The following is a 20,285-nucleotide window of genomic DNA, read 5'->3' as shown; positions in this document are numbered from 1 at the left end:
TGGGGGGCAAATTCACACATCAAAATCAGTACATCCATACCAACTAATGGCCATACTTTCTAAAGACGAAGCTCAAGCTATCCTGACCAAGGTGCTGGGCTACAGCAAAGCCGACGAGTGTGAAGTCACGCTCAACGGTACTACGGGCGGTAACGTGCGCTCGGCGCGCAATGCTATTTCCACTGCCGGTGCCGTTGATAATGTGTCGCTGGCCGTCGAGTCGCGCTTCGGCAAGCGCTCGGGCGTTGCTACCTGCAATGAGTTCGACGATGCTACGCTTCGTCGCTGCGTGCAGCGGGCGGAAGAAATTGCCCGCCTTGCCCCCGAAAGCCCTGAGTACGTGCCCTTCCTGGGTGCGCAGAAATACCTAACTCCTTCACCCGCCACGTTTGCGGCAGCCACGGCCAACATCACGCCTGACTACCGCGCCCAGCAAACGGCCGCCAGCATGAAGCTGTGTGAGCAAAAGAAGCTCAGCTCGGCCGGCTTCCTGAATGACGAGGCTGGCTTCATTGCCAAGCGCAACAGCAAAGGTCTCGAAGCGTATCAGCAGATCACCAACCTGGAGTACTCTGTGACGGTGCGCACGCCCGACGGTACAGGCTCGGGCTACGCCACCGCCGACTACAACGACGCCAGCAAGTTCGACGCCGCCCGCCTCACCCAGATTGCCGCCGATAAGGCCTCTGCCTCGGTAGGCGCCAAAGCCATCGAGCCCGGCAAGTACACCGTTATCCTAGAGCCCGCCGCCCTGGTAGCCAACACCGACGCCTCGTTACTGGCGGCCTTGATGAACGCCCTAGACGCCCGCAACGCTGACGAAGGCCGCAGCTTTTTGAGCAAAAAAGGTGGTGGAAATAAGAAAGGTGAGAAGCTGTTCGATGAGCGCGTGACCATCTACTCAGACCCGCTGAACGCTGACAACCCGACCCTCACCTTCTCGGGTGATGGCCGCCCCCAGCAGAAAATGACCTGGATTGAGAAGGGCGTAGTGAAGAACCTCTACACCACGCGCTTTTGGGCTCAAAAATCAGGTGTACCGGATATTCCCCGCCCCGGCGGCTGGATTATGGAAGGTGGCACGCAGTCGGTGCAGGACATGATTAAGAGCACTGCCAAGGGTATCCTGGTCACGCGCCTGTGGTATATCCGCCCTGTTGACCCCCAAACGCTCTTGTACACGGGCCTGACCCGCGACGGTACCTTCTACATTGAGAACGGTAAGATCAAGCATCCGGTGAAAAACTTCCGCTTTAACGAGTCGCCTATTATCATGCTCAACAACCTGGAGGCTATCGGTAAGCCTCAGCGCGTGGGGGGCAATATGGTGCCACCGCTGAAGATTCGGGACTTTACCTTCACTAGTTTGTCGGACGCTGTTTAGCGTTTTGCTGATTGCTATGAAACCCGTCGGCTCCGGCCGGCGGGTTTTGTACTTAAAAACTACTCCTCACTCAAAACTTCTACTTTCTTGAAACGACGCGATTTTGTCGGGCTGTCGGGCTTAGCGGCCGGCGCCCTGTTCTTGCCTAGCTTCCCAGGCCTGGGGGGCAATTTGGTAACGCCCGAGCAATTGCTGGTGCCCGCCGCCGACGTGGCCCTGAAAAAGCGCTTAGCTGATTCTGCCCTCAACGCGGCCAAATCGGCCGGCGCGTCCTACGCCGACGTGCGCATTGGTCGCTCCCTAAATCAAGGAATTTTCACCCGCGAAAAGCAGGTGCAGAATATTCAGAGCACCGAAAGCTATGGCGCGGGCGTGCGGGTGCTGGCCAACGGCACTTGGGGCTTTGCCGCTACCAACACCGTGAGTGAGGAAGGCTTGGCAAAGGCTGCTCAATTAGCCGTGCAGATTGCCAAAGCCAACTCGAAAGTACAGAAGGAGCAAGTGAAATTGGCTCCGGTAAAAGGCCACGGCGAAGTAGCGTGGAAAACGCCGATTCAGCAGAACGCTTTTGAAGTTCCTATTGCTCAAAAAGTTGACTTGCTGCTCGCGGCCAACGCCAAGGCGATGGATAACGGCGCTAGCTTTGTTAACTCGGCCTTGTTCCAGGTGAATGAGCAGAAGTATTTCGCCTCAACCGACGGCTCCTACATCGACCAAGATATTCACCGCATCTGGCCAACGTTCAGCGTGACGGCCATCGACCGCGCTTCTGGCAAATTCCGCAGCCGCCAAGCCCTGAGCGCCCCAATGGGCATGGGCTACGAGTACCTGACGCCAAAAGCAGCCGATAAAGTAGCAGGCCCCGCTGGCTCTGATTTGGTAGGCTACAAAAACAGCTACGACATCCTCGAAGATGCCACCGCCGCTACCAAGCAGGTAAAGCAAAAGCTGACCGCCAAATCGGTAACACCCGGCAAATACGATTTGGTGCTAGACCCTCACCACTTGGGTTTGACCATCCACGAAAGCGTGGGTCACCCTACGGAGCTGGACCGCGTGCTGGGCTACGAGGCCAACTATGCGGGCACCTCGTTCGCTACGCTCGAGTGGCGCGCCAAGAAGCAGCCTTACGGCTCCAAGCTGGTGAATATTGTGGCTGACAAGCAGCAAGTTAACTCACTCGGCGCCGTGGGTTTCGACGACGAGGGCGTGAAGACCAAGAAGTGGGACCTTATTAAAGAAGGCATGCTCATCGATTACCAGAAGATTCGCGACCAAGCTGCCATGGTGGGTCAGAACGAATCGGACGGTTGCTGCTATGCACAATCGTGGGCCGATGTGCAATTTCAGCGCATGCCCAACGTGAGCTTGCAGCCCGGTAAAACCAAGCTGAGCGTAGACGACATGGTAAAAGGCGTAGACAAAGGCATTTACATTGCTGGCCACGGCTCCTTCTCCATCGACCAGCAGCGCTACAATTCCCAGTTCGGAGGCCAAGTGTTCTATGAGATTGACAAAGGCAAAATCACGGGTATGCTGGAAGACGTAGCCTACCAGACCAACACGCTGGAATTCTGGAACAGCTGCGCCGCCATCTGCGACGAGTCGGACTACCGCTTCTCCGGCTTCTTCAACGACGGCAAAGGCCAGCCCTCACAGAGCAGCGCCGTAAGCCACGGCAGCTCAACGACGCGCTTCAATGGCGTGAACGTCATCAACACGGCCCGGAAGATTGGCTAAGCTTTGGCGCGGGGCTTCGTCCCGTGCCAGGTTAAAGCAGACTAACGCTGGAGATAAGTTTTAACATCAACATCAGCAATTCGCAATGCCCATTCTTTCCAAAGACGAAGCTCAGACTATTCTCAAAAAAGTACTGAGCTATAGCAAGGCCGACGAGTGCACCGTAACCCTGCGAGGACGTAGCAGCGGCAATATTCGCTACGCCCGCAATAACGTAAGTACCGCTGGCGCAACCGACAACGTGTCACTGGTGGTGGAGTCCGGGTTTGGCAAACGCTCGGGCGTGGCCACCTGCAACGAGTTCGACGAGGCGACCCTGCGCCGCTGCGTGCAGCGGGCCGAGGAAATTGCCCGCCTCGCCCCCGAAGACCCCGACTATGTGCCGCTGCTGGGGCCTCAGCAGTATCTCACGCCCGTGGCGTTTGCGCAGAGCACCGCCGGCATCACGCCTGATTTTCGAGCCAAAGCCGCCGCCGACAGCATTGCTTTGTGCCAGGAGCGCAAGCTTACGGCGGCTGGCTACTTAGAGGATGGCGCCAGCTTTCTGGCCATGCGCAATAGCAAGGGCTTGGAAGCTTATCAGCAAGACACCAACCTCGACTTCTCCATCACGGTGCGCACGCCCGACGGCACCGGCTCGGGCTACGCTGTGGCCGACTTCACCGATGCTAACAAGCTCGACGCTAAAGCCCTGACCAAAATCGCGGCCGACAAAGCGGCGGGTTCAGTGAATGCGAAAGCCATTGAGCCAGGTAAGTACACCGTAATTCTGGAGCCTGCCGCGCTAGTATCCGATGAAGGCCTGCTCAACAACCTTATGTACTCGCTTGATGCCCGTTCGGCCGACGAAGGTCGCAGCTTTTTGAGCAAAAAAGGCGGAGGCAATAAGCTAGGCCAGAAGCTGTTTGATGAGCGCGTAACCATCTATTCCGACCCGCTCAATGCGGAAGCGCCGGGCAGCGTATTTGATGGTAACGGTTTGCCAGTAAAACGGATGACCTGGATTGAGAAGGGCGTGATGAAGAACATGTACTACTCGCGTTTCTGGGCTCAGAAAAACAACGTGGCTCCCACAGCTTTTCCTAGCGGCTTTATCATGGAAGGCGGTACCCAAACTGTGCAAGACATGATCAAAAGCACCGAAAAAGGCATTCTGGTCACGCGTCTGTGGTACATCCGCGACGTGGATCCGCAAACGCTGCTTTACACGGGCCTGACACGGGACGGTACCTTCTACATTGAGAACGGCAAGATCAAGCACCCGGTGAAAAACTTCCGCTTCAACGAAAGCCCGATCATTATGCTGAATAATATCGAGGCGATTGGCAAGCCGCAACGTCTGGGGGGCAATTTGGTGCCACCGCTGAAGATTCGCGACTTTACCTTCACTAGCCTCTCCGACGCCGTATAGAGCAGGCGCAAAAAAATCATACTTCTTCGCTGTAAAAAGTTCGCCTGAAAGCTTTCAGGCGGACTTTTTGCGTAATGCGGCTTCGTATCTAAACAACTACGTCGAACTCCTTATGAGGCAAATTTTACTCGTTATAGGTCTTCTCTTGGGCTTATCAAGGGCGAGTTTGGCCCAGCAAGACGCCCTTGAAGTAGACTCCGCTAAGCCAAGCAGAGAATATCGAGGCTTTGCCTTAGGCGAAGTTACCACGCCGGAGGGCCGCAAGATTCGCTTGTATTTGCCCGTCAGCACCGAGGGTTTTGGTAAGGCGCTAAGCTTTTACGACAAGTCGCCCGATATTCGACCCAAACCGAAAATGAAGATGATTGGCGTCGATAAAGTACAGTCGATGCTTGTGGAGGGCATCTATTCCGAGATTATGATTGTCGATGGCAAAAACAAGAAGGTCTTGGCTGCCAGATTATTAGAAGGTCCGGTGGAGCTGTTCAATTACGCGGAAGCCGAAGCTATTCCTATTCCCGTGGCTCCGCTGGCCGGCGCCGTGATGGTCATGGCCGCCATTCCGTACATCAACAACCATTGGTACGTGCGTCGAGAAGGTGAATTGGTGGAAGTAAAGCGCAGCATATTCCGCCAACAGATGACCGAATATTTCAAAGACTGCCCCGAGCTGGCTCAGAAGATTCAGCAAGATCTGCCCAACTATCAGTACCGCGACATGCGCGCCATCATTGCGCAGTATAATCTGCTGCTAGCAGCTAAGGCGTCGGAATAGCTTGGACTCAATTTATATAAAAAAGCCCCCTAGAGATGATCTGGGGGGCTTTTTTATGGACTTAAATAACGCTACTACCTGGAGCCAAAAACATAGCCTACTGAAACTTCAAGCACTCGGTTATGCAGGCCACCGAAGCCTGCTTGCTCGCGAACCTGCTGGGTAAGAGCATTATTGTCGATGTCCGACAGGCCGTAGTTGAAGCGAGCGGCCAGCAACAGACCATTTTTGAGGTCGGCACCCAGGCCCGCGCATACGCCGAAGTCGCTTTTATAGAATTTCTTCACCTCTTCCTCGCCGGAAACCACCCCACCGTTGGATGTAATAGAAAGGTCCCCTTTCTTCTGAGCGGCGAGTAGTAAGCCAAACTGAGGTCCTAAATGCACGTTAAACACATTACCCAAATAAACTTTCACAAGCACGGGCAGATTTAGATACGAAAGATTTGTCTTGTTTTCCAGTGTAAACGGTCCGCTCGGATTCTGATAGCCCTGTTGGGAAAATATCAATTCGGGCTGGATAGCTACCCGCGCCGAAGGCCGCCACCGTAACACTCCGCCCACATGAAAGCTGGGTTTATATTCGGCCCCTGTGTTAATGGTGCCGTCGAGAACAGCCAGTGACAAACCAGTTTTCACGCCCACTTGAACGGTGGATTGGGCCTGAGTTGCCAGTGACCAGCCCAGTAGTGCACTAACAAGCAGTATAGATTTTTTCATAAAAGGATAAGAAGATGGAAAGTAGCTTGCAAGCAACATAATTACTTGCCTACTCCCAAATCCTTATCCTTATATTCATATCTAATTATTTCTACCCAGCTGAAAGCTCACATACGCCTGAAACACGCGGTTTTTCAGCTCCGGGTCGTTCACGCCGCTGATGTTACGGTAGTCGCCAATGTTGTTGAGGCTGGTGGTGAAGCGCGCTCCCACAGCCAGGCCCAGCGGCAGATTGATGCCGGCGCCGAGGGCTACGCCTAGGTCGCCTTTTTTGTAGTCGCCGCTATTATTGCGGTTGAAATCGAGGTATTCTCGGGGGCCGGAGCTAGTCAGATCTACCTGCGTGCGACCTTCATCCTGTGAGGACACGAGATAGCTAAACTGCGGGCCGCCCTCCACGAAAACCGGTCCGATGGTGGCTTTCACCAACACGGGCAACGTCAGGTAATGCAGCTTGGTATCAAACTCCTCCAATGACTGGTCGCGAATGAGGCTGCGGGCCTGCGCGCCCTGCATAGAATAGAGCAGTTCGGGCTGCAAGGAGATGGGGCCAAGAATCTTGGCTTGATAAAAAATACCGGCATGGTAGGAGGTTTGGTACTCCGCATCGTCGCCGACGTTGCCGCTGAGCACAGCGCGGTTGATTCCGCCTTTTACACCAAACTGGGCTTGCGCGCTGAGCGCTAAGCAAAAGAAGCTAAACAGCAATAGGACAGTGCGTTTCATAGGTAGTTGCAGGTTAAAGTAAATGAGTAATACGTAAGCGGGTAGTAGTGTATTGTCAATAAGGCTGTATTATTTATAGATGATTAGTTTGCATTAATTGGGCCAAAATGGAAAACGGACATTCATAACGTTTAGTTTGCGGTAGCAGTTTGGGTCGGAAGAAGCCCGTATTTTCCAGCCGGAATTTGCCCCCCAGGCAACTTTGTTGACCTTGCGCCGTCTCTTTTTCGTCGCCTATTCGCTTGTATGCCCGCTCCCTTCACCTTCGTACGACTTCAATACCGTTCCGGCGACTGGGATTCTGTGGATGAGCGAATGCCCACCAATCTGCTTCACTCTCTGATTCAGTACACTACGGTGCCCGTGAATCAGAAAGAGAAAGTAGTGGCCCTCGACAGCCCTGAGTTGTTTAGTTACCCTTTCTGCTACTTGTCGGGCCACCGGCTAGTGCAGTTTTCGGCGGCCGAAAAGCAGAACTTCACGCAGTACGTACGCAACGGCGGCTTCGTATTCGTGGACGACTGCAACCATGACATCGACGGCCTGTTTGCTCGCTCCTTTGAGGAGCAGATGCGGCAGTGCTTCGGCGCTGGAGCTCTGAAGAAGATTCCTAAAACGCACCCCATCTACAAATCGTTCTTTACCTTCAAAGACGGCCCGCCGCCTACGTCCTTTGAACTGAACGGCTGGGGCGACGACTTGGTCCACGATTACCTGAAGGCGGTCGAAATAAATGGTCGCATAGGCGTGCTCTACTCCAATAAGGACTATGGCTGCGAGTGGGATTACGATTACCGCAACAAGCGCTGGCTAGCTGAAGACAACACCAAGTTTGGCGTCAACATCCTGATGTATGCGCTTACGGCCTGATTGTGCAAACACTAAATCTTAAAATTGATAGCCGATACCCAAGCGTCCATCGAGTATAACACTGTTCCGTTCGTATGAGGTCTTTATACTATTATCGTACGTTCCATAGCCTGGCATGTTGATTATGTCGCTCTTTCCCAAGTGGTTCCAACTCATAAAGCCCATTGCCATATCGAGCACTAACTGTTTTCGCAGAGCCACTGGCACTTGGGCACCCATCGATACACCACCGCCACCTAACTTACGTCGCTCTCCCCCGGCAACGTAATATTCCTGTCGAACGGCGCGGTAACCTAGCGTAGGTGCGACGTAGCAACCTAACAGTCCCGTTTTTCTACCCTGCCAAAAATAGTAGCGCCCTTGCAAGCCCAAGCCAAATATTCCCTCCATAGGAGTGCCACCATTTACTAATGCTTCTGCATTGATACTTGTTTTTGAACTTAGCTGCCGCTCGTATCCCACCAAAATGGGCAGCACGAAGTGCCACTTTCTACTAAGTAGATTATAGTCTAAGTTTCTGAATAGAATCACGGCTTGGTCCAGCCGGATCGTATTACGGCTAACGTTAGCGCTGTTCTGAGTCTGGGGCTCCTGCGGAGTAGTTTGAGCCTGAGCCAGTACGGCGAGCAGACTTAAGAATAGAGTAGCTCCAGCTAAGTAGCTGAGTCGGATAGTATAAAAGTAGTTGTGTATCATGAATCAAAACAGAGACTTTTATCAAGGGTTAGCAAACCACACTATCAGTTAATCAGACTTTTATTTTTTGAAGAAAAAGACGCTAAAACTCACTTCTGACGCATCCTTACCAGATTATATCTGACTTTACACCTCGCCTGACTTTTTCACTTTCTGCCTCTCCAAGCCTGTATCTGTGACCGAACAAGAAGTACATCGTCTGTTAGCTAAACTTCCGCCGCTTAAAGAAGAAATTGCCAAAGTCATTGTCGGTCAAAGCGAAGTGCTCGATGAGGTGCTCGTAGCACTACTGGCTGGGGGTCACGCCCTGCTGGAAGGCGTGCCGGGGCTAGCCAAAACCCTGCTGGTACGCACCTTAGCCGCCGCCACCGATATGTCGTTTCGGCGCATTCAGTTCACCCCTGACTTGATGCCCACTGATATTCTGGGCACCGAGGTGCTGGAGGAAGACCACGGCACGGGGCACCGCTCATTCAAGTTCAATGAAGGGCCGATTTTCGCCAGTTTAGTATTGGCTGACGAAATCAACCGGACGCCCCCCAAAACGCAGGCGGCACTGCTGGAGGCTATGCAGGAAGGCCACGTAACCTACGCCGGCCAAGAGCACGCTTTGCCGAAGCCCTTTTTTCTGCTGGCGACTCAGAACCCAATTGAGCAGGCAGGTACCTACCCTTTGCCCGAAGCCCAGCTCGACCGCTTTCTGCTGTATGTGCGCATTGGCTATCCTTCTGAGCAAGAGGAGCTAGCCGTACTTAGAGGCACCACTGGCACAGCCCGCCCGGAGGTAAAACCGGTGCTGGGCAGCGCCGATATTCGGCAGTTGCAGCAGCTCGTGCGCCAAGTGAGCCTAAGCCTGGAGTTGCTCGATTTTGTGAACCGCCTTGTGCGCGCCACGCGGCCGGCCACTACACAGGTAAAGTTTATTCAAGACTATGGTCGTTGGGGCGCTGGTCCGCGGGCCGGGCAAGCGCTCATTCTGTGTGCCAAAGCTCGGGCTCTGCTACAAGGCCGCTTCGCCGTGACGCTGGACGATTTGCGGACGCTGGCACCGCCAGTTCTCCGGCATCGGGTGCTGTTAAATTTTAATGCAGAAGCCGAGAATATCACGGCTGATGATGCGGTGGCTGAATTACTGAAAGCCGTAGCCGTTTAGCGCAGATCTGTATGCTCGCTCCTGAAACTTTACACGCTTTGCGCAACTTACCGCTAGCGGCCAAACAGGCGGCGGAAGGCTTCCTGGCCGGTCATCACCGGAGCCGGCGGCGGGGCGTGGGCATGGAGTTCAGCCAGTATCGACCCTATCAGCCCGGCGACGACTTGCGCCGCCTCGACTGGCGCCTAGCCGCCCGCTCCGACCGCTACTACATTCGCGAGTCGGAGGTGGAAACGAGCCTGATGATTCATCTGCTGCTTGATGCCAGCGCCAGCATGAACCACCGCGACGACAACGGCCTCACTAAGCTGGACTATGCGCGGCTGGTGCTGGCCAGCATGGCGTATTTGGCTACAAACCAAGGTGATGCAGTGGCGCTGAGCGTGCTGCGGCCCGAGGGAGTGCAGCATTTGCCCCCCAGAGCCGAATCGCGGCAGCTGCCACGGCTGTATAATTTGCTAGAGAAAACGGAGGCTGGGGGGCTTTTTCCATCTACCGCTACGCTAGCTCCACTTACGGCCCGACGCCAGCGCGCGCTTACGGTGTTTGTGAGTGATTTGTATGAGGAAGGGACCGAGATGGAGAGCCTACTTACCCGCTTGCAGGCTGTAGGCGGAGAGGTGCTGGTGCTGCACTTGGTGGCCAACAATGAGCTAACATTTTCTTACCGTGGCTCTATCACCTTCGAAGACCTCGAAACGGGCCAAATTCTCCAGCTTAACGCCGACCAGCAGCGGGCGGCCTACCAGCATAATCACCAGGAATGGCTGCGCTCCACGGCTCAGTCGGCCCGGCGCCACGGCTTCGATTATCATCAACTCAGCACCGCCGATCCGCTGGATCAGGCGTTGCGTGAGTTTTTGCGCCGCCGCGAGGCGCAGATGTGAGTTTTATGATCTTAATTTAAACTAGTCACTTGTTCACTCTTCTCACTCCATCTGCGTTGCTGGCTTTACTGGGGCTGCTGGTGCCCCTAGCCATCCACCTCTGGAACCGGCGGCCGGGCCGAACGGTGCAGGTGGGCAGCGTGCGGTGGCTAGCGGCTTCGGCCAATCGGCGCCTGCGCAGCCTGAAGCTGGAGCAGTTGCTGTTGCTGTTGTTGCGGGCGGCCGTGGTGGCAGTACTGGCAGTAGCGCTGGCAGGCCCCGTTTGGCAGCGACCCGCTCCGCCTACGCGCGGGCAGGTGCTAGTGAGCCCCGAGCTACTGACTTCAGCTAACCTCCCTTCGGTACGTCCGCTAATCGATTCATTGCGGCGTAAAGGCTACATACTAGGCCGTTTGACGTCGGGGTTTCCAGAGATTAACGAAGAAGAATGGACTGCCCTGCTAGCTAATCCGGCTGCTGCTGATTCTGCGGCGGCCACCGAATCAGGCTTTTTGTGGGCCCGGGCGGCACAGGCGGCACAGCGCTTTCCCGAGCGGCCAGTTCATTTGCTGACTCCCGCTCGGCTAGCTGATCTGCAGGGAACCCGCCCCAATTTGCCCCCCAACCTTACCTGGCAGCTCATTCCCACCCCAGATTCCAGCGCCTGGATACAGGCGGCCGCCCTGAGCGGCACCGACAAGCTGCGGCTACTTATCGGGCGCAGTGATGAAGAAAAGACCACGTTTAAAGCCACCACTGTAGCGCAGTCAGCCGCCGACGCACTCATTACGGTGCCTGGCTTGCCCCCGCTTCGCTATGAAAATCGTCGCGCCGGTCAGCCGGAGGTGCGGCTAGCGACTGACACGGCCGCCACGCCCGTGCTGCGGGCGCCTCGGCTATGGGTGTACTATAGCGCCAACCAAGCCGAAGATGCGCGCTACTTGAGTGCAGCATTGCGGGCGGCGGGCAGCGGCCTGCTCGTGCCCCCGGTTGTAACTGTTTCGGCTGCGGCACCCACCCCCACCGACTCCCTGGATTGGGTGTTTTGGCTGAGCGAGGCGCCCATGCCGGCCGCGTGGAAGTCGCGCGTGTCCAAGGGCTTGGCGTGGTGGCAACAAGCGCCTGGGCCAGGCGTGCCGACAGCGGCCTCGTTTGGCACCGCCGGGACCGACGCGCTTATCCCAATTTTGCGCCGCGACACGGCTGCTATTTTGCCCCCCAGCACGGTAACTTGGGCCGACGGAGCAGGCCAGGCCGTATTGTCACGACGAGTAGAGGGCCTTGGCCAGATCTACCGGATGCACACGCGCCTTAACCCGACCTGGAGTGGATTGGCGGACAGCCCCGAACTGCCCACTTTGCTACTGGAGTTGCTAGAGCCCGCCACGCCCGCATTGGCAATGTCTCGTAAAGACTACCGGGCTGTAGCGCTCACTCAGGTGCAGGCAGCTATTCAACCAAAGTCGCCCACTGACCAAAATGCCCCCCAGAAAGCAGCCAAGCCGGCAGCGGATACGTTCACCGATCTGCGGCCTTGGGCTGTGCTGATGGCGGGACTGCTCTTTGGCTTGGAGCGCCTGTTGGCGCAACGCCGTCCGATTCCAACCCCTGTTTCTCCCGCATGACACCTTCCATCCAAACTGCTGTAGCGCCTGCCGTGGCTACCTTCTCCGCTCTACGGACGGAGTGGCGTTACTATGCTTTGCGCCGCACGGGAGCCTTGCTGCTGCCGGTGGTGGCGGGGGGCATTTTGCTGGTGGTGCTAGCCCGCTTTTGGCCTCTGCCTAGCTGGGTGGTAGGCGGAGCCGCTCTGCTTCTAGTAGCCTTCGTAATCGTCCAACTGCGGCGTTATTGGCACTCCGATCTGACACCCATCGCCCGTCGCCTCGACCGGCGGTTTGCGGAGCTGGAAGACAGTACGGGTTTGCTGCTGCGTGAATCGTCGTCCCTCAACCTGTTGGAAAGCCTTCAGCAGCAGCGAGTAAGTTGCCGCCTGGGAGAACTGCAAAGCACTAAAAAACCCTTGCTGCCCGTCGATTTTCGGCCGGCGCTGGGTTGGGCGGGTTTGTTGCTGGTGCTGGCTGGCTTGGCGTGGTGGCTGAGGCCAACTTCTCAAGCCGCAGTAGCTACAGCAGCCCCAGCCGTAGCGCTCAATTTTCCTGAAGAAAAAATCAACCCTGCGGCTCAGGCCGCGCCGCGCGTTACCGATACCCGCATCAACGTGACTCCGCCCGCCTATACGCACCAGCCCGCTACGTCGGCTGCTATGGCTTCTTTCCGTTGCCCTAGTGGCTCAAAAGTGCGTTGGACGGTGCGTGTAAACCGGCCCGCTGATGCGCCACCGCAACTAGAGCTTGGCGCGCGGCGGGTAACTTTTCGGGCAGTGCCCGGACAAGCAAATACCTATGTAGTCGAGCAAACACTGACCGCATCAGTATTGTACCGCGTGCGCTTCGCAGGCAAAGCTTCTGATGACTATGCCATCGACGTGCAGCCCGACCAAGCGCCTGTCATTCAGATTCAGAGCCCCAAGCCTTACACGCTCGTTGAGTTTGGCGATAAGCCGCAAATCGCGGTGCGTATAGCTCTGCGCGATGATTATGGCTTGAGTCGGGCCCGCTTGGTAGCCACCGTGGCTCAGGGCCAGGGTGAGGCCGTGAAGTTTACGGAGACGGTTACTGACCTCAGCGGCCCTCTGCGTGGACAGCCCACCCAAGCTACGGCTACCCACACGCTCAACCTGCCCAAGCTCGGGCTCACCTACGGCGACGAAGTGTACCTCTACGTGCAGGCCTGGGACAACGCCCGCGGCAGCACCCGCTCCGACACCTATTTGGTACAGTGGGAAGACACGGCCGTAGTCGATGGCACCTCCGACTTATCGATGGGCGTAAACGTGGTGCCGGCTTACTTCCGCAGTCAGCGCCAAATTATTATTGACACCGAAAAGCTGATAGCCGAGCAGCCCCGCTTGTCGGCCACTACTGTGGGGGAGCGCGGCAACAATCTAGGCCACGACCAGAAGATTCTGCGCATGCGCTATGGCAAGTTTTTGGGCGAAGAGTTTGAACAGGGCATTGGCGAAACGGCCACCCGCCCGCCCGTAGCCGAACAAGATAACCCTGCCACCGCCGAGCAAGAGGAAAGTAAGGAGGAGCAGCATACGGCCGACGACGGCCACGACCACAGCCACGATAATCTACCTCCTTCTGCCCGAGATGTGCCTGGCGAGGCCGCCACGGCCGCCCTCATGGAGCCCTACATGCACCTGCACGACGACAGCGAAACGGCCGATTTCTTGGAGCCCGAAGTGAAAGCCAAGCTGCGCGGCGTGCTGGCCCAAATGTGGGAGGCCGAGCTGCGCCTGCGCACCAGTCGGTTGAAGGAGGCGCTGCCCTACGAGTACCGCGCCCTGCGCCTGCTCAAGCAAGTGCAGCAGCAAACCCGCGCCTACGTTAAGAAATCAGGCTTTACTCCACCCATTTTACCGGAGGCTACCCTGCGCCTGACCGGCGAGATGGGCAACGCTGCCGCCCCGCGCAAGGAGCAGAAAATTGCCTCTCAAGACAATCAGCCGGCTGTGCGCGAGGCCCTGCGCTGGCTGGGAACTGCCCGTCGAGGTCAGGCGGTAAAGCCCTCCGATGCACTGGTACTAGAGCGGGCGGGGCAGGCATTGGCCCAAGCCGCTCTACAACGGCCCGGAGCCTACCTCACAGCCCTGCGTGACCTGCGTGGCTTGGTAGCAGATGTGCGAGCCGGCCGGCCCCTACGCACCGAGCTAGTGCCGTCGGTGGAGCGCGCCCTTACGGGTTTGCTGCCCCCTCCCGCCGCTACGCCCGTTCGGCCGCCTACTGCGAGCCCACTTGCGCAGCGATATTTTCAAGAATTAAGTCGGTAAGCTTTGGTGAAAATGCCCCCCACGTTTCTTTTTTACGGCTTGCTTGCGCTGTGTCTGCTGCTGGTGCTTGGCTTAAGTTGGGCGGCGTTGCGGCGGGCCAACCGCCAGCGCTTGGCATTGCGGCTGCTGGCCGGGGCCCTGGCTGCCGCCGGACTTTGGTTTACCGCTTACCCGCCCCAACGTACAGTTCCCGGTCCCAAAGCCGAAGCCATTCTGCTCACCGAAGGATTTCAACCTGACACTGTAGATGCCTTACTACGCCATCTAGGGCCCGCTACCCGGTTGTGGCGCACCGCTGCCACTACCGGCGCTGACACTGTAACAGCCACTAATCTGCTGGAAATAAAAGAGCGACAGCCTGGTTTACGGCGTCTGCACGTAATAGGCCGTGGGCTGCCGGCTGCCGATCTGTCTATGCTTGGCTCGGTGCGGCTGGTATCACACGTATCGGCGGCGCAGGCTGAATTTCGTACGGCTCAGTGGACACCTCGCGTAGAGCTAGGACAACCGCTGCGCATCGAAGGCTTTTTCGACAATTTGTCCCCCAGCGCCAATAAGGCAGCACCCGTGTGGGTGCACCTACGCGCCGCCGGCACCCCGCGCGACTCGGCGCGGCTGCCCAGTGGCCGGGGGGCTTTTCAGCTGCGCTACGTGCCCAAAGCGGCGGGCTTGGTGGTGTACGAGCTGGTGGCGCGGCGTGGGGGGCAAATTCTGGCCTCCGAGCCGGTGCCGGTGGAAATTACGCCCACTCGCCCCTTGCGCGTGTTGCTGCTGGCCAGCACGCCTTCCTTCGAGTTCAAGTTTCTCAAAAATCAGCTAGGTACCCGGCAGCATGCCGTGGCCCTGCGTGTGGGCATCAGCCGGGGCCTGACGCAAACTGAGTTTCTCAACCAGCCTGCCCACGATATTTCCCGCCTCACCCCCGCCCTGCTGGCCCGTTACGACGCTATAGTAGCCGATGCCGGTACGGTAGCCGGACTTTCGGGCGGCGAGGTCCAACAGCTCACGGCGGCCCTGCGTGCCGGCGGTCCGGGCCTGATTTTGCTGGCTGATGCGGCTCCGTTGCCCCGCCTTACGCCGGCCCGCGCCTCCTTCAGCATTGTGCCAGTGGCTACTGCTGCCGCGGCGCGGCCCCAATCTATTCAGTGGCCTGATGCTCCCAGCCGCACTACCGCCACCGTGCCTGCCACTATGCGCCCGTCCGCCCGCTTGCGGCCGCTGGTGACCACTGGGCCAGGCCAAGCGGTAGTAGCCACCCAGCGCGTAGGCTTGGGCACAATGGTGGTATCAGTGCTGCCCGAAACGTTTCGCTGGGCGCTACAAAATGATTCGCTTATCTATAATGCTTACTGGAGCCGCCTGCTGACAGCCGCTGCTCGCCCCGAACCGGTAGACGCCGCTTGGCGCGTGATTACACCCTGGCCTCGCCCCGACATGCCTGTGGAGGTACAGCTAACGGCTGCCTCTTTTCCAGGTGTAGCACCTACCGTGCAAGGCGCCGCTGCTAGTCCTATCCGGCTGGCTTTGCGGCAGGATACACGCTTGCCTGAGTGGAGCACCGGCCAGTTCTGGCCTGATTCCGCTGGCTGGCACCGCGTGGCATTGGCCGGTAAGGCCGCGCGCTGGTTTTACGTGTTTGGGGGGCAAAATTGGCTGGGGCCCGAAACCGCCTTGCGCCAACAAGCTGCTCAAGCGTGGCTAGCTTCATCTGCTACGCCCGATGATACAGAGCCTGAGCTTACTCGCCAGCCCTGGCCGGCAGCTTGGTTTTTTGGCCTGTTTTTGCTCGGGGCAGGCTTTTTATGGCTCGAAGAAAAGCTGTAGCTATTTAAGCCGAGCTGCCCTTATTAGGTAACAATAGCACAAAAAAACGGCCCGATTTTCCTGAAAAGGAAATCGGGCCGTTTGGCAGCTTGCCGGTATAAACCGGTAGCTGCTTACTTTTACTGTTGGGTTGTCGATGTGGTAGTCGAAGTCGAGGTGCCGTCAGCAGGAGCTGCCATAGCCGAAGAGTCAGCTGCCATCGAAGTCGAATCACCCATAGCAGGAGTGGTAGTCTCAGTGCTCATTTCGGTAGTCGTGGTTTCGGTAGTAGCGGGCTTCGACTCGCAAGAAGTCAGGGCAGCAGCGAATACAAAAGCCAGGGCAGATACTTTCAGAAGGTTTTTCATTTTGGTGTTAGGTTTGGAAAGTTGTCTTAAAACGTCCTTTATCTCTGTTGAGCCAGAAGGTAACCCACGAGCAGAAAATATTTTTTGGGAGGGTTACTATGTTGCCCTCTCTGTATTAACCACCAAAGCGAATGGGTAAGGGTCAACCTTCCTACACCGATGAAGAGTTCGTAGCCGCCATTCAGGCCGGCGACGACCGGGCATTGGCACAGTTATACCGCCTGCATCTGCCCATGATTTCGCACTTGGTGCTGCAAAACAGCGGCACCGAGGACGAGGCCAAGGATGTGTATCAGGAGGGCGTGATGGTGTTTTATGAGAAGGTGCGTGAAGGTTCTTTGGAGCTGAGCTGCCAGATCAAGACTTACCTCTACGCCGTGTGCCGACGACTGTGGCTCAAGCGGTTAGCCGAGAAAAACCGTTTCAGCGGCCGCCTCGATGACCATGAGCCTTACCTCGAAACCGGTGCTGAGGAGGATGTGGCCCAGGCAGAGGAGCGCGATCAGCGCTTTGCTACCATGGCCGAAGCTCTGAACCACATCGGGGAGCCTTGCCGGTCGCTGCTTGAAGGTTTTTACCTGCAAGAGAAATCTATGCAGCAACTCACGGCGGAGTTTGGCTACACCAATGCCGACAACGCCAAGAATCAGAAATACAAATGCCTGGTACGGCTCAAAAAATTGTTTTTCACTCATTACAAAGAGGAAGAATCTTTTTAGAGTCGCCTTTGGTTCCCAGTCCAGTGAAAGCCTGCTTTCGCCCTGCCCTATGAAAACTGAAGCTGATTATTACGCCTTATTCGATGCTTACCGGAGTGGCCTGTTGGCGCCGGAGGAGCAAGCTGCTTTAGAGCGGCGCCTGAACACCGAGCCCGACTTGGCCCAGCAGCTCTCTGACTTTGATGAGCTGACGGCCACCCTGCAAGGCTACGGGCAGCGCCTTACTACGCGCCGCAAGCTGCGTGCTATGCAGTCGGCCCTCGATGCTGAGAAAGCAGCCACCGAAGCTATCATCGAAACCGGCAATCCGAATATGCCCGTCATGCGCATTTCGCGCACTGAGCAGCAATTGCGGGAGTTTTGGAGCGGCCACCGCGCCACTATTGCCGTTGCGGCGTCGGTGGCGGTGCTGGCCGTGTTTGCTACCCTGCTAGGTCTGGAAATGTGGCGGACCGCACAGCAGAAGCCTTCGCAGTATGGCTATACCGTGCTGCGCCGGGAAGTAGAGCGCATTAAGCGCACCCAGCGTGCCATGAATAAGGCTCTCACCAAGATAGACGAGCCCCGGCCCAGCGAGGAAGCCAACCCCGGCAAGTTCAGCGGTACGGGCTTCGCCCTCACCACTGATGGCTACCTGGTAACGAGCTACCACGTTATTCAAGGCGCTGACTCCGTGCTGATTGAGAGCCGCGACCGGCAGCGTTTCCGTGCCGAGCCTGTCTTCTCCGACGTAGCCCACGACCTAGCTATCCTGCGCATCACGGATCCCAAGTTTAACGGCTTTGGCCGCTTGCCTTACGCCTTCAAGCGTGGCCTAGCGGAGCTTGGCGAGAAGGTGTACACGCTGGGTTATCCACGCGAGGATCTGGTCTTTAACGATGGTTCGCTGAGCGCCCGCTCAGGCTTTGAAGGTGACACGGGTTTCTACCAGATTTCTATTCCCGTAAACCCCGGCAACAGCGGCGGTCCGTTGCTCGACGACCGTGGCAACCTCATCGGCATCATCAGCGGTCGGCAGGCCGACGTGCAAAGCGCCGCCTTCGCCACCAAGTCGACTTACCTGATGCGCCTTGTCGATTCGTTGGCTACGGCCAAGCCTGCCCAGCCCTACAACTTGCCGCGCTTCAATCAGCTGACAGGCAGCACCCGCCCCCAGCAGCTACGCAAGCTTCAGGACTTTGTGTTCGTGGTGAAGGTTTACGAATAGGCCCTGATTTTTACTTTAAAAAAGCCCCCCAGATATCGCTCTGGGGGGCTTTTTTGTGCACAACTGCATGATCAAAACGGCTGAGCTCGCCAACTGATTTATGCTAAAGTAAAAGGATTTTTTCGAGTAGTGAGCCAGTATCTACAATAGGAATAGCGGTAGTAACTCTCTACATTTAAATGTGTTACGACCTTCACCTATCTAGTTCGCTCTATTCATGAATCGAAGATCTTTTCTCCGGAAGAACAGTCGCGTCCTGGCCACTTCTGCTGAGCCGCTGGCGCCGCAATATTCTGCGCTCCATAGCCCTACCGGTGACGAAGAGACGATCAGTCCGTATGCTAATCAAAAACTGCCTGCTCTTAATATCACTACCACTACCGGACTTAGTCCCTACAGTGGCCCTTGGACGGAGGTGCAGGCAGCCCATTTGCTGCGGCGCACCTTATTTGGGCCTACCCTAGCCGAAATTGTGGCGGCTGCCGGCCGTAGCCTGACGCAGGTAGTTAATGACTTGCTAACACCTCTGCCCACGCCGGCGCCTCCCCTAAACGTAGCCGCCGCCGACACCAGCGTGGCCATTGGCCAAACATGGGTGACGCAACCTTTCAACCAGAGTGTGGAGGGCGTACGCCGCACTTCGCTGCGGTCGTGGTGGATGGGCCAGCTCGTAGAGCAGCGCCTTTCTCTCACGGAGAAAATGACGCTCTTCTGGCACAACCGCCTGGTTGTTGAGCTGAGTGACATCAATGATGCGCGTTACGGCTATCTATACGTGGCATTGCTGCGCCAACACGCGCTCGGGAACAGCAAGCAACTCATTAAGGATGTGACAATCACGCCGGCGATGCTGCGCTACCTCAATGGTAATCAGAGTACAGCTGCCGCTCCTAATGAAAACTACGGCCGCGAGCTGCTGGAGCTATTTACGGTGGGAAAAGGCCCCCTGATTGGTCCTGGAAACTACACCAACTACACGGAGGACGACGTGAAGGCCGCAGCCCGGGTGCTCACTGGCTGGCGCGATAATACGACGACGCTAGCTGGCTATTACACCGCCAGTCGCCATGATACGGGCACCAAACAATTTTCAACTGCCTTTGGCAGCCGCGCTATCACCAACGGTGGCGACCAGGAGTATCGGACCCTGATTGACATGATTTTTAGCCAGGCCGAGACGGCACGCAGCCTTTGCCGGGCTCTCTATCGGTGGTTTGTGTACTACGCTATCGACGATACCACCGAGGAGCTGGTAATTCAGCCCATGGCGACGCTCCTTATCCAGAATAATTACGAAGTGGCGCCAGTGCTACGGGCGTTGCTGACGAGCGAACATTTTTTTGATGCTGCCAATCTGGGCTGTGTCATCAAAAGCCCCCTGGACTTCTCCGTGACGGTGTGTCGCCAGATGCAGGTGGCCTTTCCTCCCGCCTCGAGCGTGGTGGCACAGTACGGCATGTGGGACTACCTCAACACCCAAACCAACGTGCAGCAGCAGCTTCTGGGCGACCCACCTAACGTAGCCGGTTGGCCAGCTTACTATCAAACGCCTCAATTCTACAAGATGTGGATCAACGCCGTGACGCTGCCCCGCCGCAACCAGCTCACGGATGTGCTCATTGGCACAGGCTTCACACGCAACAGCTTCAAGCTTCTCATCGACCCCGTTGCTCTAACCCTGACCTTGCCCGCCGCTGTTGCGGCCGACCCTACTCGGCTGGTAGCCGAATACGCGAAGCTTCTGCTTCCAATCCCTTTGACCAGCACGCAACTAGCTTTCTTGAAGGAAACGTTGCTGCCTGGCCTGCCCGACTTTGAGTGGACGGTAGAGTGGAACGCCTATTTAGCTGCGCCTACTAATGCGGGCAGAAAAGCGGTGGTGATGACCAAACTACAAGCCATGTTGCGGGCTGCCATGGGGCTGGCTGAGTACCATCTTAGCTAAATGAC

The 20,285-nt window shown here is 56.9% G+C and carries 17 protein-coding genes; 13 read left to right on the top strand and 4 right to left on the bottom strand.

Translation table 11 applies throughout. From position 1 onward, the window contains the following. Window positions 1-46 precede the first annotated feature (46 nt). From ACW9KT_RS01995 to ACW9KT_RS01980, 4 genes are all read left to right on the top strand, one after another. The gene (locus tag ACW9KT_RS01995; protein WP_457077714.1) at window positions 47-1,384 is read left to right on the top strand and encodes a TldD/PmbA family protein; all 1,338 of its coding nucleotides are present in this window, start codon (window positions 47-49) and stop codon (window positions 1,382-1,384) included. A gap of 87 nt (window positions 1,385-1,471) precedes the next feature. After that, window positions 1,472-3,124: a TldD/PmbA family protein gene (locus ACW9KT_RS01990; RefSeq protein ID WP_457077713.1), complete on the top strand. Its 1,653-nt coding sequence runs from the start codon at window positions 1,472-1,474 to the stop codon at window positions 3,122-3,124. Between the two features lie 85 nt (window positions 3,125-3,209). Further along, window positions 3,210-4,535, top strand: a complete 1,326-nt coding sequence (locus ACW9KT_RS01985; RefSeq protein WP_457077712.1) for a TldD/PmbA family protein — start codon at window positions 3,210-3,212, stop codon at window positions 4,533-4,535. A 166-nt stretch (window positions 4,536-4,701) separates the two neighbouring features. Further along, window positions 4,702-5,310, top strand: coding sequence for a hypothetical protein (locus tag ACW9KT_RS01980; protein WP_457077711.1), 609 nt, complete (start codon window positions 4,702-4,704; stop codon window positions 5,308-5,310). A 74-nt stretch (window positions 5,311-5,384) separates the two neighbouring features. Here ACW9KT_RS01980 and ACW9KT_RS01975 read toward each other — a convergent pair whose 3' ends face one another. Further along, window positions 5,385-6,029 (bottom strand): porin family protein, encoded by a 645-nt coding sequence (locus ACW9KT_RS01975; RefSeq protein WP_457077710.1) that lies wholly within the window; start codon window positions 6,027-6,029, stop codon window positions 5,385-5,387. A gap of 81 nt (window positions 6,030-6,110) precedes the next feature. Further along, entirely contained in the window at window positions 6,111-6,755 is a 645-nt protein-coding gene (locus ACW9KT_RS01970) for a porin family protein (protein ID WP_457077709.1), read from the bottom strand. 246 nt (window positions 6,756-7,001) lie between these two features. Between ACW9KT_RS01970 and ACW9KT_RS01965 the strand changes: the two genes are divergently transcribed. After that, window positions 7,002-7,625, top strand: coding sequence for a DUF4159 domain-containing protein (locus ACW9KT_RS01965; protein ID WP_457077708.1), 624 nt, complete (start codon window positions 7,002-7,004; stop codon window positions 7,623-7,625). An 18-nt stretch (window positions 7,626-7,643) separates the two neighbouring features. Here ACW9KT_RS01965 and ACW9KT_RS01960 read toward each other — a convergent pair whose 3' ends face one another. Next, on the bottom strand, window positions 7,644-8,321 hold the full coding sequence (locus ACW9KT_RS01960) for a hypothetical protein (RefSeq protein WP_457077707.1): 678 nt from the start codon (window positions 8,319-8,321) through the stop codon (window positions 7,644-7,646). 175 nt (window positions 8,322-8,496) lie between these two features. Here ACW9KT_RS01960 and ACW9KT_RS01955 point away from each other — a divergent pair, with 175 nt between their 5' ends. From ACW9KT_RS01955 to ACW9KT_RS01935, 5 genes are read left to right on the top strand one after another with little or no spacing between them, the layout of a single operon-like run. Beyond that, window positions 8,497-9,474 (top strand): AAA family ATPase, encoded by a 978-nt coding sequence (locus ACW9KT_RS01955; protein WP_457077706.1) that lies wholly within the window; start codon window positions 8,497-8,499, stop codon window positions 9,472-9,474. Between the two features lie 11 nt (window positions 9,475-9,485). Beyond that, on the top strand, window positions 9,486-10,361 hold the full coding sequence (locus ACW9KT_RS01950; RefSeq protein WP_457077705.1) for a DUF58 domain-containing protein: 876 nt from the start codon (window positions 9,486-9,488) through the stop codon (window positions 10,359-10,361). A gap of 29 nt (window positions 10,362-10,390) precedes the next feature. Further along, window positions 10,391-11,965 carry a BatA domain-containing protein gene (locus ACW9KT_RS01945; RefSeq protein ID WP_457077704.1) on the top strand — a complete coding sequence of 525 codons (1,575 nt, stop codon included), beginning with the start codon at window positions 10,391-10,393 and terminating at the stop codon, window positions 11,963-11,965. Next, window positions 11,962-14,238 carry a DUF4175 family protein gene (locus ACW9KT_RS01940; RefSeq protein ID WP_457077703.1) on the top strand — a complete coding sequence of 759 codons (2,277 nt, stop codon included), beginning with the start codon at window positions 11,962-11,964 and terminating at the stop codon, window positions 14,236-14,238. Before ACW9KT_RS01945 ends, ACW9KT_RS01940 begins: the two co-directional genes overlap by 4 nt. A 12-nt stretch (window positions 14,239-14,250) precedes the next feature. After that, entirely contained in the window at window positions 14,251-16,062 is a 1,812-nt protein-coding gene (locus ACW9KT_RS01935) for a hypothetical protein (protein ID WP_457077702.1), read from the top strand. 119 nt (window positions 16,063-16,181) lie between these two features. Here ACW9KT_RS01935 and ACW9KT_RS01930 read toward each other — a convergent pair whose 3' ends face one another. Further along, a complete protein-coding gene (locus tag ACW9KT_RS01930) occupies window positions 16,182-16,409 on the bottom strand; it encodes a hypothetical protein (protein WP_457077701.1) in 228 nt (75 codons plus the stop codon). A 131-nt stretch (window positions 16,410-16,540) separates the two neighbouring features. Here ACW9KT_RS01930 and ACW9KT_RS01925 point away from each other — a divergent pair, with 131 nt between their 5' ends. The 3 genes from ACW9KT_RS01925 to ACW9KT_RS01915 all read left to right on the top strand — a co-directional run bounded on the left by ACW9KT_RS01925 (window position 16,541) and on the right by ACW9KT_RS01915 (window position 20,280). Next, window positions 16,541-17,128 carry an RNA polymerase sigma factor gene (locus ACW9KT_RS01925; RefSeq protein WP_457077700.1) on the top strand — a complete coding sequence of 196 codons (588 nt, stop codon included), beginning with the start codon at window positions 16,541-16,543 and terminating at the stop codon, window positions 17,126-17,128. Window positions 17,129-17,177: 49 nt separating this feature from the next. Next, window positions 17,178-18,335 (top strand): S1C family serine protease, encoded by a 1,158-nt coding sequence (locus ACW9KT_RS01920; RefSeq protein WP_457077699.1) that lies wholly within the window; start codon window positions 17,178-17,180, stop codon window positions 18,333-18,335. A gap of 217 nt (window positions 18,336-18,552) precedes the next feature. Next, window positions 18,553-20,280: a DUF1800 domain-containing protein gene (locus tag ACW9KT_RS01915; protein ID WP_457077698.1), complete on the top strand. Its 1,728-nt coding sequence runs from the start codon at window positions 18,553-18,555 to the stop codon at window positions 20,278-20,280. The last annotated feature ends 5 nt before the right edge of the window (window positions 20,281-20,285 follow it).

Source organism: Hymenobacter sp. HD11105, assembly GCF_054051685.1.
This window is presented reverse-complemented; position numbering and strand designations above follow the sequence as displayed.

What these genes read in the sequence shown, in the direction of transcription:
- ACW9KT_RS01995 (WP_457077714.1), top strand. Translation starts at nt 47, where the DNA reads ATGGCCATACTTTCTAAAGACGAAGCTCAAGCTATCCTGACCAAGGTG.
- ACW9KT_RS01985 (WP_457077712.1), top strand. Translation starts at nt 3,210, where the DNA reads ATGCCCATTCTTTCCAAAGACGAAGCTCAGACTATTCTCAAAAAAGTA.
- ACW9KT_RS01975 (WP_457077710.1), bottom strand. Translation starts at nt 6,029, where the DNA reads ATGAAAAAATCTATACTGCTTGTTAGTGCACTACTGGGCTGGTCACTG.
- ACW9KT_RS01970 (WP_457077709.1), bottom strand. Translation starts at nt 6,755, where the DNA reads ATGAAACGCACTGTCCTATTGCTGTTTAGCTTCTTTTGCTTAGCGCTC.
- ACW9KT_RS01965 (WP_457077708.1), top strand. Translation starts at nt 7,002, where the DNA reads ATGCCCGCTCCCTTCACCTTCGTACGACTTCAATACCGTTCCGGCGAC.
- ACW9KT_RS01960 (WP_457077707.1), bottom strand. Translation starts at nt 8,321, where the DNA reads ATGATACACAACTACTTTTATACTATCCGACTCAGCTACTTAGCTGGA.
- ACW9KT_RS01950 (WP_457077705.1), top strand. Translation starts at nt 9,486, where the DNA reads ATGCTCGCTCCTGAAACTTTACACGCTTTGCGCAACTTACCGCTAGCG.
- ACW9KT_RS01940 (WP_457077703.1), top strand. Translation starts at nt 11,962, where the DNA reads ATGACACCTTCCATCCAAACTGCTGTAGCGCCTGCCGTGGCTACCTTC.
- ACW9KT_RS01935 (WP_457077702.1), top strand. Translation starts at nt 14,251, where the DNA reads ATGCCCCCCACGTTTCTTTTTTACGGCTTGCTTGCGCTGTGTCTGCTG.
- ACW9KT_RS01930 (WP_457077701.1), bottom strand. Translation starts at nt 16,409, where the DNA reads ATGAAAAACCTTCTGAAAGTATCTGCCCTGGCTTTTGTATTCGCTGCT.
- ACW9KT_RS01925 (WP_457077700.1), top strand. Translation starts at nt 16,541, where the DNA reads ATGGGTAAGGGTCAACCTTCCTACACCGATGAAGAGTTCGTAGCCGCC.
- ACW9KT_RS01920 (WP_457077699.1), top strand. Translation starts at nt 17,178, where the DNA reads ATGAAAACTGAAGCTGATTATTACGCCTTATTCGATGCTTACCGGAGT.
- ACW9KT_RS01915 (WP_457077698.1), top strand. Translation starts at nt 18,553, where the DNA reads ATGAATCGAAGATCTTTTCTCCGGAAGAACAGTCGCGTCCTGGCCACT.